This window comes from Solwaraspora sp. WMMA2101 (assembly GCF_049179175.1).
In the GTDB taxonomy this organism is placed as follows: Bacteria; Actinomycetota; Actinomycetes; order Mycobacteriales; family Micromonosporaceae; genus Micromonospora_E.
Window position 1 is genome coordinate 2094007 of sequence record NZ_JBMHMA010000006.1, and the last position, 12492, is coordinate 2106498.

A 12492-nucleotide genomic window follows, 5' to 3' on the forward strand; every position below is an offset into this window, starting at 1 on the left:
CTGGTGGTCAGTCGCACCGTGACCTCCCGACAACCGAATCGTGACCTGCCGCTTCGCAGTGTGCCGGAACCCGCCGACGGTCGTGGCGCGTCTCAGCGACACCGGGTGACACATCTGTGACGAGCCCAAGGAGACACCCCTTGACAACGAAGAACAAGCGTATTCACCGGCGGGTCGGGCACCGGGGCGGCGTCGCCGTCGGCGTGGCCCTGCTCGCCGGATTGCTGGTGCTGGCCGGTTGCTCGGCGTCGGAGGACTCGGCGGGCAGTACGGCGGACATGCCGCAGCGGGAGGTGGTCGGAGCGGCGGCTCCGGGCCCGGACGGCCGGCCGGAGGGCGGCGCGGCCGACGACGGCGCCGACGGTGGCGGCAGCGCACCGGAGGAGGCAGCGGCGGGTGCGGGCGACCGCGGCGGCAACGCCGGCCCGGACGCCGCCAGCCCGGTCGACCTGCGGGTCGGCGAGCGGTCGATCATCTACTCGGGGTCGATCACCGTCGAGGTGACCGATGTCGCCGGCAAGGCCAGCGAGGCGGCGACGATCGCGTCGTCGGTGGGCGGCTTCGTCGGCCGCGACCAGCGGTCCGAGTACGACGATCAGGGCCGCGCCACGTTGGAGCTACGGGTGCCGGCGGCCGAGTTCGACCGGGTGGTCGACCGGCTGTCCCGCCTCGGTGAGGAGCTCAGCCGCGAGTTGAGCGTGCAGGACGTCACCGAGGAGGTGATCGACCTGGACGCCCGGATCACCACCCAGGAGGCCCGGGTCCGCAGCGGACGGGCCCTGCTCGCCCAGGCCGAGACCCTCGCAGACCTGGTGATGCTGGAGGGCGAACTCGCCAAGCGGGAGGCCGATCTGGCGTCGCTGCAGGCGAGGAAGCGTGGGCTGGCAGACCTGGTGACGTTGTCCCGGATCACCGTCGAGCTGGTGGGGCCGGGCACGCCGCCGACGGCGCAGGAGCCGCAGACCGGGTTCCTGGCCGGGCTGGCCGCAGGCTGGGGAGCGTTCACCGCCTCGGTACGGATCCTGGTGACCGTGTTCGGGGCGTTGCTGCCCTGGCTGGTGGCGCTCGGCGTACCGGTGCTGGGGTTGCTCTGGGTGCTGCGGACCCGGCGCCGCCGGGCCGGGTCGGCGCAGACCGGACCGGCGCTGCCCGCAGCGGCGGGCACGACCGGGTCAGCCGCCCCGGCGACGACCGCGACCACGTCGGCGGCACCGCCGGCACCGCGTCCGGCGGCGGAGGAGTCGACCCCGACGTCGGGGTGACGACCCGCCGCTCGGGAGTGACGACCCGGTGACCGGGTCAGTCGGCCGCGGCCGACGACTGCAGGACGGTGTGCACGAGCAGGCGGACGCCGACGGCGATCGCCCGCTCGTCCACGTCGAACGACGCCCGGTGCAGGTCGCTGCCGGGTTCGGTCCGCCCGACCCCGAGCCGGGCGAGTGCGCCGGGCACGTACTCCAGGTACCAGGAGAAGTCCTCGCCACCCATGCTCTGCGGGGTGTCCGCGACGGCCGCCGGGCCGAGCGCGGCGGTGGTGGCCGCAGTGAGTACGTCGATCGCCCGGGCGTCGTTGACCACCGGTGGCCGCCCGCGCAGGTACTCGACGTCGACGGTCGCCCCGGTCGGCGCGACCACCTCGCGGATGATCTGGGTGACGATGTCCGGGGCCGCGTCCCAGGTGGGGCGGTCCAGCACCCGCAGGGTGCCGGCGGCGCTGGCCTCGTTCGGGATGACGTTGTACTGGGTGCCGGCGGAGGCCTGCCCGAAGACCAGCAGCAGGCCGGAGTTGGCCGGGACCCGGCGGTTGACCAGCGCCGGCACCTCGGTGACGAGGCGGCCGAGCGCGTTGACCAGGTCGACGGTCAGGTGCGGGCGGGCGGTGTGTCCGCCGGGTCCGGTGAGCCGGACGCTGATGTTGTCGGCCGCGGCGGTGATCGGCCCGACCCGCAGGCCGACCTTGCCGACCGGCAGGTTGGGGTCGCAGTGCAGGGCGAAGATCTGCTCGACGTCGGCCAGGCCGCCGGCGGCGATGACCTCCAGCGAGCCGCAGGGCAGGATCTCCTCCGCCGGCTGGAAGATCAGGCGGACCCGCTGGCGCAGTACGCCGCGCTCGGCCAGTTGGGCCAGCAGCAGCGCCGTGCCGAGCAGGACGGTGGTGTGCACGTCGTGGCCGCAGGCGTGGCAGGCGTCGGCCACGGTCGACCGGTACGGCACGTCCTTGACGTCGGTCAGCGGCAGCGCGTCGATGTCGGCGCGCAGCGCGGTCACCGGGCTGCCGGCGGGGCCGGCGTCGATGTCGCAGATGACACCGTTGCCCTTGGGCAGCAGCCGGGGGGTGAGGCCCATCGTGGCGAGCTGGTGGGAGATGAAAGCGGCGGTCTCGAATTCGTGACCGGACAGCTCAGGGTGGGCGTGCAGGTGCCGCCGGGTGGCGATCAGCTCCGGTCCGCGTACATCGAGCAACTGGTCCAGTCCGGCCGGCAGGGGGTGGGCACCTGGCAGTGGATCGGGCCAGGACGACGCCATCTCGCTGCCGGTGGGCAACGTCAACGCACTCGTCACGTCAGATTCTCGATCACTGTGGATGGGATGGGACTCCGACAGCCTAGACCGGGGACGGTAACGCTGCGCAACATCATTCGGGTAGTGACCGCATCGCGTATTGTCATGGAATGCCTGGTAGAGGCGTTCGGACCGCTGCGGTCCGCCCCGATTGTCACCATCGTGGGCAGCCATGGGTCCCACACCTCCTACACCGAGTAACGACCTACGCAGCGTTGCGGATGTCGGTTCGACCGAAAACTGACAGATATCTGACTCTTGCAGCGACGTCCGCCACAGGGCCTCCGACACCTGTAACGGCGCAGTGAGGAGTTCGGCACCGAGCGTCCGATCCGGTGTACATTGAGCTATCGCACAACGACACAGAGTGGACTTCTCACCAACCTCGGCGCGTGACTTTCGTTCCGTCGAGGTACCCAGCAAGATAGAGGGGTTGGTTCCCCAGCCCCTCAACTTCTCTCGGCGGCTTTTCCTGTGACTCAGATTCCGACGTGGAGTGGCGGACCAGTCAGCTCTACCAGCACACGGGCGGCGCCCGGCACCACCATCGGTGGCCGGTACTCGTTGCGTGCCGCGGTCGGGCACGGTGGCATGGGCACCGTCTGGCGCGCCTCCGACACCCTGCTCCGACGTGACGTGGCGGTCAAGGAGGTCGTCCTCCCCCCAGGGCTGGCCCCCAGCGACCGCGACGCGATGTACGAACGCACCCTGCGGGAGGCCCGCGCGGCCGCCGCGCTGCAGCACCCGGCCGTCGTCCAGGTCTACGACGTCGTCACCGAAGGTGGCCGGCCGTGGATCGTGATGGAGCTGCTGGACGCCCGCAGCCTCGCCGACATGGTGATCGAGGACGGCCCGGTCGCCCAGCGCGCCGTCGCCAAGATCGGCATCGCGCTGCTCGGCGCCCTGGAGGTGGCCCACGCCATCGGGGTGCTGCACCGTGACGTCAAGCCCGCCAACGTGCTGATCTGCACCGACGGCCGCTGCGTCCTCACCGACTTCGGTGTCGCCCGGATGCCGACCGAGGTGCAGCTGACCACCCCTGGCATGGTGCTCGGCTCGCCGCACTTCATCTCCCCCGAACGCGCCATGGGTCAGGACTTCGGGCCACCGAGTGACCTGTTCTCCCTCGGCGTCACGCTCTACACCGCCGTCGAAGGGCGGCCCCCGTTCGACAAGGGCGACCCGATCGAGACCATGCACGCAGTGGTCGAGGACCCACCGGCACCGCCGGTGCGCTCCGGCCCGCTGACCGAGGTGCTGCTCGGCCTGCTGGAGAAGGACCCGGCCCGGCGTTTCGACGTACCGACCGCCCGCAGCATCCTGCGCGAACTGCTCGCCGGCCCGCTGGCCAGCAAGGCCCCGGCCAACCTGGTCACCGACCCGTACGCGGTCGTCCAGCCGCAACAGCCGCCGGCCTGGCGTCAGCAGGCGCCGGCCGCGCCCGCACCGGCCCAGGCGCAGCCCACCGGCAAGATCGGTGGACGGGCCATGATCGGCCCCGACGAGTCGCTCACCGACCGCCTCGCCGAGCTGCGCAGGGCCGGTCGGCAGATGCCCAGCGCCGCCCAGTGGTCCGCCGCCGGGCTGGACAACGCCAACCCGACCTCGCCGGCCGCCGGCCCGGTCAGCCCGGCCGCGCCGCACAGCCCCACGGTGCCGCACGGCCCGACCGCCCGGCACTCGGCCGCCCCGACGGCGCACCACCCGACTGCCGGTGCGGTCGACCCGGCCGCCGACCGGACCGCGCCGATCGGCCAGATCACCCCGGCGGGCCGGGCCAGCAGCGCGCCTGCGGTGCTCAGCCCGACCGGGGCGATGCCGGCACCCACCTGGAGCGAAGGGCCGCCTGGCGGGCAGTCGGGCTGGTCGTCGCCGCGCGCCGACCGGGCCGCCGGTAGCGGCGCCACCGCCGGCGCCGTGCTCGACAAGGCGATCGCCGGGGTACGCCAGACCAGTGCCCGCGCGGTCACCACGGTCAAGGGCTGGGACCGCAAGGTGCAGATCGGTGCCGCCGCCGGCGCGACCCTGCTGATCCTGCTGCTGTCCGTGACGCTGTTCAACACCGGCCAGCAGGAGCCCCAGCAGCCGACCCTCACCTCTCCACAGATCACCGAGGAGCCGCCGCCGGCGATCCCGACGAAGACCGTCAACGAGCGTGGGGTCTCCGTCGCCGTACCGGAGAGCTGGGAGAAGGCCAGCGGCGGGCTCTACACCGACTTCGCCGACCCGGACGACCCCGGCCGCAAGGTGCGGATCGTGGTCGAGCCGTTCGGCTCCTCGGCCCAGCGGTGGGCCGAGGTCGCCGAGAACGGTCTCAAGAAACCGGACAGCCAGTCCTGTGCCCGCCCGTACGCTCAGCTCGACATGACCACCGAGGTCGAGTTGGCCGGTCGGGAGGCCGCCCAGTTCGAGTACACCTGCGGCGACGGCGACAACAAGCGGCACGGCGTCTGGCGGGCCGTGGTGGCGGGCGGCAAGGCGTACTCGTTCTTCCTGACCACTCCGGACGCCCGGTTCGAAGAGAGCAAGCCGATCTTCGACGAGATGGTCCGGACCTTCCAGCTCACCGAGGCCGGCTGAACGGATGGCAGCGGACGTGCCGGCACCGGCCGGTGACCTCGACGGCCTGCGTACCCGGGTGCTGACCTGGCTCGACGACGAGCCGGACCCGGCCGCCCGCGCCGAGCTGCAGACGCTGCTGGCGGCGCTGCCGGGCAGCGCCGCCGAGCTGGCCGACCGGTTCGCCGGGCCGCTCACGTTCGGCACCGCCGGGCTGCGCGGGCCGCTGCGGGCCGGCCCCAACGGGATGAACCTGCAGGTCGTGACGAGGGCGGCGGCCGGGCTGGTGGGCTGGCTCGCCGCGCACGACGCGACCGGGCCGCTGGTGGTCGGCTACGACGCCCGGTACGGGTCACGCGCCTTCGCGGTCCGGACCGCCGAGGTGGCCACCGGGGCCGGGCGGGACGCCTACCTGCTGCCCGGTCCGTTACCGACACCGGTGCTCGCGTACGCCGTTCGGGCGCTCGACGCCGCCGCCGGCGTGATGGTCACCGCCAGCCACAACCCGCCGCAGGACAACGGCTACAAGGTCTACCTCGGCGCGGGGCTCGGCGGTGCCACCGGAGCCGGCGCGCAGATCGTGCCGCCGGCGGACCGGCAGATCGAGGCGGCGATCCGGGCCGTCGGCCGGCTCGCCGACGTGCCGCTCGGCGGCCCCGGCAAGACCCTCGACGACGAGATCGTCACCGGGTACCTGCGGGCCGCCGCGCAGGTGGTCCAACCGACAGCGGCGACGGCCGCGTTGACGGTGGCGTACACGCCGCTGCACGGGGTCGGCGCGGCGGTGCTGCGCGACGCGTTCACCACGGCCGGCTTCGCCGCCCCGCAGGTCGTCGCCGAGCAGGCTGAGCCGGACCCGGACTTCCCGACCGTGGCGTTTCCCAACCCCGAGGAGCCGGGCGCGATGGACCGGGTCATCGCGCTGGCCCGGGCCACCGGTGCCGACCTGGCCATCGCCAACGACCCGGACGCCGACCGGTGCGCCGTCGCCGTGCCGGTACGGTCCGGTGCCGGCGCGGCTGCCGGCACCGGTGCCAGTGGGGATGGTGCCGACGCCGTGGCCGAGTGGCGGATGCTGCGCGGCGACGAACTCGGGGTCCTGCTCGCCGACCACCTGATGCGCCAGGGCCGGCACGGCCGGTACGCCACCACGATCGTGTCGTCGTCGCTGCTGCGGGCGATCTGCGCGGCGCGCGGCGAGCCGTACGCCGAGACCCTCACCGGGTTCAAGTGGATCGTCCGCGCCGGTCTCGACTCCGCCGACGACGCCGACGTGCCGTTGGTCTTCGGGTACGAGGAGGCGCTCGGCTACTGCGTCGCGCCCGACCACGTCCGCGACAAGGACGGCATCACCGCCGCGCTGACCGTTGCCGAGCTCGCCGCCGGACTCAAGGCGACCGGGCGGGACCTGGGCGACCGGCTCGACGAGCTGGCCGCCGAGTTCGGCGTACACCGGACCGATCAGCTGGCGGTGCGGGTCGAGGCGCTCAGCGAGATCACCGACGCCATGGCGTACCTGCGGGCCCACCTGCCGGCGACGCTGCTCGACGAGCCGGTCGCCTCGGTGACCGACCTGCTGCCCGACGCGGACGTGGTGATCCTGCGCAGCGCCGGCGCCCGGGTCGTGGTGCGACCGTCCGGTACGGAGCCGAAGCTCAAGGCGTACCTGGAAGTGGTGCAGCCGGTGCGGGACGGAGACATCGCCGCGGCCCGCGATCGGGCCGGTACGGCGTTGCGGCGGCTCCGTGACGAGACGGCGGTCGCCCTCAACATCAGCTGATGTCCGGATATCACCCGTTAGGCGATACCAGTACCTGTAGCGGGTCGTTTATCTGGGTATGCTGGCTCGCCGCTGCTTCGCTCACCTGACCGCCGCGACGCACCGGCGGTCCACGTTCTCCTTCGACCGACAGGTCCGGCTGCTCCGGCTGGCCACCCGCCCCGGCCAGGTCGCCCGCCACTGGTTCGCCGTACGGCTGCGTCCGGCGGCCACCGACACCGACGGCCAGCCGCGCCGCTGGACCATCCTGGACGGCCGGCCCGCCCTCGCCGTCGTGGACACCGCCGTCACCCCGCTCAACGCCCACCGGCGCAACCTGCACCTGGTCACCGACGCGCTGGCCCGGGCCGGCGTGTCCTACTTCGTCATCCCGGACAGCGACGGGCTGCGCAGTCGGGTCGGCGTACCGCAGCGCGAGCGGGGTGCCGCACTGCGCGCCCTGGCCGGCACCGGCGCGTTGACCGCGTCCGTCCCCGGTGGCCGGCCCCGGCCACTGCCGGCACGGGCCGGCCGCCAGCTGCGTCGGGCCCCGGTGGTCCAGGTCTTCCAGCCGGTGGCCAGCCCCGACGGCCGGCTCGCGTACGGCGGCCAGGCAGCCTGCGAGATCGAGTTCTGGGCCGTCGACGGCGACCAGCTGCGGGCCCCGCGCGGCAACGGCTTCACCACCGCCATGCCGACCGGCTCCGCCCCGGTACGCCTGACCGAAGCGGAGGTCACCGCGTTCGCGCCGGACGACGAGATCGGCCGGCACCTGTCCCGCGCCCCGTTCACCCGACGCCCCGCCGACTGGCCGGACTTCCCGGTCGACCTGGTCTGCTGCTGGACCGACCCGGGTGATCCCCGCTGGCGCACCCGCCAGCAGCGGGTCATGTCCCGGCTGCCCGGCGTGCTGCCCGGCGCCCGCCGCGCCGACCGGCACCGCCGGGCCGCGACCGGCAACCTGACCAGCGGGTCCGTCGGCTGGGACGACAGTCACGGGCTGCGGCACCTGCTGCGGTCGGTGCACCTGTACGCCCCCTGGATCCGCCGGATCTTCCTGGTCACCGCGTACCAGCTCCCCGGCTGGCTGGACCTGGACGATCCCCGGTTGACCGTCGTGGACCACCGTGACCTGCTCGGCGGGCACGCCGTACTGCCCACGTTCAACCCGTGCGTCGTCGAGTCGGCGCTGCACGAGATCGACGGCCTGGCGGAACGGTTCCTCTACCTGCCCGACAACGTGTTCCTCGGCCGCCCCGTCAGCCGTACGACGTTCTTCGAAGCCAACGGCGTGCCCCGGGTCCCGACCGGTACGGCGACCGGGCCGGACGCCACCGTCCGGGGGATCGTCGCCGACCACTTCGACCGGCTGGTCACCACCACGGTGCCGGCCGGGGTGCCGCTGCCGCTGCGCCGCTCCACCCTGGCCGAGATCTGCACCAGCGCGCCGGACCTGGTGGAGCGGATCCGTGGCCACCAGGTGCAGCGTGGCGACGACGTGTCGCTGGTCCGGTCGCTGCACCACCACTGGTCGTTCCTGCGCGGCACCGCCGTGCCGGGCCAGTGGCGGCACACCGTCATCGACCCGGCCGTCCGGGGTGCAGTCGCGCACCTGCACCACCTGCTCGACCAGCGAGACGTGGACACCTTCAGGCTGGTCGGCTCCGCCGACGGGGCGTTGGGCGCCGACTTCCTGGACCACTACTTCCCGACGGCCTCGCCGTTCGAGGTCAGCGCCGAGGTGGCCGCCGCCCGCGCCCCGTTCACCGCCACCGAACTGGCCCAGCGGCTGTTGCGGCCGCAGGTGGGTCGGTTCCCGGCCGGCCCACAGCTGCGCCTGACCCCGGCCCTGCCGGCGGCCCCGGGCCAGGCGGCACCGGGCCAGGCGGCGACGGCGGTGGCACCCCACCAGCCGACCAGCCGTACGGCGGAGCAGCTACCGTGGACGGACCGACCCGCTCCAGCCGACGCCGACCCGCAGCCCGCCGCCGACGCGGACCGGCGACTCGACGCCCACGTGCACGCCGACGCGGACGCCCTGGTCGGACGTCGCTGCGGCTGAGGTGTCGACGGCCCCTATGGTGTCCAGGTGCAGGCCATCATCGCGACCCTCGGTTACGTCCTGTCCGCCGACCGCCGCCAGGTGCTGATGCTGCGCCGCGACGCCCGCCCCGACGACATCCACTACGGCTACTACAACGGGCTCGGCGGCAAGCTGGAGCCGGGCGAGGACGTCGTCACCGGCATCCACCGGGAGGTGCGGGAGGAGTCCGGCCTCGTCTGTGAGCAGGTCGAACTGGCCGGCACCATCTCCTGGCCCGGCTTCGGCCGCAACGGGGAGAACTGGTTCGGTTTCCTGTTCCGGATCCCGGCCTGGTCCGGTCATCCGAAAACCGCCTGCCCGGAGGGCACGCTGGTCTGGACCGACCTGGCCGACGTCCTCGCCGGCCAGGTCCCGATGTGGCCCAGCGACCGGCACTTCCTGCCGCTGGTCTTCGCCGCGCGGCCGACGGTGTTCCACGGCGTCATGCCGTTCGCCAACCACGAGGCGACCAGCTGGAGCTGGACGACCGCGAGCTGAACCGACCTGGAAAGTCCGCCTCAGAAGCGCGGCATCCCGCCGAACTGCCGGTCACCGGCGTCACCGAGCCCCGGCACGATGAACATCTTGTCGTTGAGCCGCTCGTCGATCGACGCGGTGACCAGCCGCAACGGCAGGCCGGAGCGGTCCAGCCGGTCGATGCCGGCCGGCGCGGCGAGCACGCACAGCACGGTGATCTCGGTGGCCCCCCGGTCGACCAGCAGTCGGCAGCAGTGCTCCAACGAACCGCCGGTGGCCAGCATCGGGTCGAGCACCAGCACCGGGATGCCGGCCAGGTCGGCCGGCAGCGACTCCAGGTAGGCCCGGGGCTCGTAGGTCTCCTCGTCCCGGGCCAGGCCGACGAAGCCCATCGACGACTCCGGCAGCAGCGCCAACGCCGAGTCGGCCATGCCCAGGCCGGCACGCAGCACCGGCACCAGCAGCGGCGGGTTGGCCAGCCGGGTCCCGTCGGTCGATGCCACCGGCGTGGTCACCGGGTAGGACTCCACCGGGAACGAGCGGGCCGCCTCGTACACCAGCATCGTGGTGAGTTCGTGCAGCGCGGCGCGGAACGCCGCCGAATCGGTCCGGACATCGCGCATCGCGGTCAGCCGGGACTGGGCAAGGGGATGGTCAACGACGAGTACGTCCACGGTCGTTGAACCTACTCGTCAACCCGGCGGCGGACGCATACACCTCACGGATGGCGTCGGCGTACCGGGCCGGGGTGTGTTCGGCGCAGCGGCAGGCCGCCGCGACGGCCTGCCGACGGGCCGTTTCCGGGTCGAGCAGCAGCCGCAGCACGCCGCCGGCGAGCGCACCGGGTTCGGCGTCGGTGCGCAGGGCGGAGCCGGCCAGCGCACCGTGCGCGTGCAGCGCCCGGTCGACCAGCACCACCGGTACGCCGGCCAGCCCGGCCTCCTGCAGGACGAGTGCCTGGGTGTCGGTCTGCGACGCAAACGCGAACACCTCGGCAGCGCCGTACGCGGCGGCCACCACCTCCGGTGCCTGCTGCCCGGTCAGCACGATCCGGGCGGCCACCCGGGGCGGCAGCGCCCGCAGCAGCCCGGCCAGCCAGCGGGGCTCGTACAGCGCGCCGACCAGCACCAGCCGGGCCGTCGGGCAACCGGCCAGGATCCGCTCGAACGCGGCGATCAGCAGGTCGATGCCCTTCTCCCGGTTGATCCGCCCGACGTAGAGGACCACCCGGTCGCTGGGGGCGATGCCGTGGCCGTACCGGAAGGCGTTGATCTCGCGGGCGGTGGTCCGCCGGGGGGCGACCCCGGTGGGTACCAGGTGCACCCGGTCGGCCGGCACCGGCAGGTGGATGCGGTCCAGCACTGCCCGGGTCGGCACGACGACCGCGTCGGCCCCGCCGAGCAGCAGCGTGTTGGTGGCGTCCATGGCGGCCCGACGGCGGGCGACCGCGCCGCTGGCCATCGGGCGGTGGTCCCGGGTGTGCCCGGCGGGTGCCGCCGCCGGGCGCGGTACGCCGAGCCGGCGGGCGTAGAGCCGGACGCCGGCGCTGAGCGCCCGCGCCGGCACCCGGTACGCGTCGGCGTAGGCGTGCAGGTCGGTGTGGTACGTCTGGACCAGCGGCAGACCGAGCCGGCGGGCGGTGAGGACGCCGAGCAGCCCGACCGGGCCCGGGGTGTGTACGTGCACGACGTCCGGGCCGACGGCGGCGATCTCGGCGATGGTGCCGGTGGCGGCGGCACCGCGCAGCAGCCACGGGGACAGGCGCAGGTCGGCGACGCCGCAGGGCAGCGCCCGCAGCCGCAGCACGTCCGGCTCGGCCGGCTGGTCGGGGTGCCGGGGCACCACGATCAGCCCGGGGTGGCCCGCGTCGGTCAGCGCCGCCGCCAGGGTCCGCAACGAGGTGACCACCCCGTCGCGGCGGGGCAGGTACGTGTCGGTGAAGTGCACTGCTCGCACGTCAGGGACGGTGGGCCACCGTGTTCAACATGATGTAACGGTAGGCCAACGGGGCCCTTAAGTCTGCTCGTCCGATCAGCCGACGACCAAGATCGTCAACTTGTCGACGACGTAGACTCGCGGACATGACAGCGGTGACCACACCTGCACCGACCGGCCACGACCTGGTTGATGTGGGGCGCAGCGCGGCGACCCTGCGCGCGTTCCTGCACGGCCTGCCCGGCGTCGACCAGATCGGGGCACAGCAGCGGGCCGCGATGCTCGGCACCCGGTCGGTCAAGACCACCGCCAAGGCGCGGGCGATCGACCTGGCGATCCGGATGGTCGACCTGACCACCCTCGAAGGCGCCGACACCCCGGGCAAGGTCCGGGCGCTGTGCGCCAAGGCCCGCCGCCCCGACCCGACCGACCCGGGCTGCCCGTCGGTCGCCGCGGTCTGCGTCTACCCGTCGATGGTGCCGACCGCCGCCGCCGCGCTCGCCGGCTCCGGCATCCACCTGGCCAGCGTGGCCACCGCGTTTCCGTCGGGGCAGGCGCCGCTGGCGGTCAAGCTGGCCGACACCGCCGCCGCCGTCGAGGCCGGTGCCGACGAGATCGACATGGTGATCAACCGGGGGGCGTTCCTGGCCGGCCGCTACCACGAGGTGTACGCCGAGATCGTCGCGGTCAAGCAGGCCTGCGGCGACGCCCACCTCAAGGTCATCCTGGAGACCGGGGAGCTGGCCACCTACGACAACGTACGCCGCGCCTCCTGGCTGGCGATGCTGGCCGGCGGCGACTTCATCAAGACCTCCACCGGCAAGGTGCCGGTCGCCGCGACCCTGCCGGTCACGTTGATCATGCTGGAGGCGGTCCGGGACTTCCACACCGTCACCGGCCGGCGCATCGGGGTCAAGCCGGCCGGCGGGATCCGGACCACCAAGGACGCGATCAGGTACCTGGTCATGGTCAACGAGACCGTCGGCGCGGACTGGCTCACCCCGGACCTGTTCCGGTTCGGCGCCTCCACCCTGCTCAACGACCTGCTGATGCAGCGTTCGAAGCTCACCACCGGGGTCTACTCCGGTCCCAACTACGTCACCCTGGACTGATGAGC

At 73.3% G+C, this 12492-nt stretch carries 9 protein-coding genes; 6 read left to right on the forward strand and 3 right to left on the reverse strand.

What is annotated here, in order from left to right:
- Positions 1-140: 140 nt before the first annotated feature.
- On the forward strand, positions 141-1262 hold the full coding sequence (locus tag ACN28F_RS10200) for a DUF4349 domain-containing protein (RefSeq protein WP_289207790.1): 1122 nt from the start codon (positions 141-143) through the stop codon (positions 1260-1262).
- Between the two features lie 37 nt (positions 1263-1299).
- On the opposite strand, the gene ACN28F_RS10205 is transcribed toward ACN28F_RS10200, so the two are convergent.
- A complete protein-coding gene (locus tag ACN28F_RS10205) occupies positions 1300-2562 on the reverse strand; it encodes an amidohydrolase (protein WP_289207791.1) in 1263 nt (420 codons plus the stop codon).
- Positions 2563-3036: 474 nt separating this feature from the next.
- Between ACN28F_RS10205 and ACN28F_RS10210 the strand changes: the two genes are divergently transcribed.
- The 4 genes from ACN28F_RS10210 to ACN28F_RS10225 are packed head-to-tail and all read left to right on the forward strand — an operon-like array spanning position 3037 to position 9461.
- Entirely contained in the window at positions 3037-5142 is a 2106-nt protein-coding gene (locus ACN28F_RS10210) for a protein kinase domain-containing protein (protein WP_289207792.1), read from the forward strand.
- Between the two features lie 4 nt (positions 5143-5146).
- Entirely contained in the window at positions 5147-6901 is a 1755-nt protein-coding gene (locus ACN28F_RS10215; protein WP_289207793.1) for a phospho-sugar mutase, read from the forward strand.
- 58 nt (positions 6902-6959) lie between these two features.
- Positions 6960-8942, forward strand: coding sequence for a hypothetical protein (locus tag ACN28F_RS10220; RefSeq protein WP_421357552.1), 1983 nt, complete (start codon positions 6960-6962; stop codon positions 8940-8942).
- A gap of 27 nt (positions 8943-8969) precedes the next feature.
- Positions 8970-9461, forward strand: coding sequence for an NUDIX hydrolase (locus ACN28F_RS10225; protein WP_289207795.1), 492 nt, complete (start codon positions 8970-8972; stop codon positions 9459-9461).
- 20 nt (positions 9462-9481) lie between these two features.
- Here ACN28F_RS10225 and upp read toward each other — a convergent pair whose 3' ends face one another.
- Together upp and ACN28F_RS10235 are read right to left on the reverse strand one after the other, a co-directional pair.
- Positions 9482-10114: a uracil phosphoribosyltransferase gene (gene upp, locus ACN28F_RS10230; protein WP_421357553.1), complete on the reverse strand. Its 633-nt coding sequence runs from the start codon at positions 10112-10114 to the stop codon at positions 9482-9484.
- Entirely contained in the window at positions 10095-11396 is a 1302-nt protein-coding gene (locus ACN28F_RS10235) for a glycosyltransferase (RefSeq protein ID WP_289207796.1), read from the reverse strand. Before ACN28F_RS10235 ends, upp begins: the two co-directional genes overlap by 20 nt.
- A gap of 125 nt (positions 11397-11521) precedes the next feature.
- On the opposite strand from ACN28F_RS10235, the gene deoC reads away from it, so the two are divergent.
- Complete coding sequence (gene deoC / locus ACN28F_RS10240) at positions 11522-12487, forward strand: deoxyribose-phosphate aldolase (RefSeq protein ID WP_289207797.1); 966 nt, start codon at positions 11522-11524, stop codon at positions 12485-12487.
- Positions 12488-12492 lie beyond the last annotated feature (5 nt).

Bases quoted from the DNA above. Each gene is read 5' to 3' on its own strand.
- ACN28F_RS10215 (WP_289207793.1), top strand. From the start codon at position 5,147: ATGGCAGCGGACGTGCCGGCACCGGCCGGTGACCTCGACGGCCTGCGT.
- ACN28F_RS10220 (WP_421357552.1), top strand. From the start codon at position 6,960: ATGCTGGCTCGCCGCTGCTTCGCTCACCTGACCGCCGCGACGCACCGG.
- deoC (WP_289207797.1), top strand. From the start codon at position 11,522: ATGACAGCGGTGACCACACCTGCACCGACCGGCCACGACCTGGTTGAT.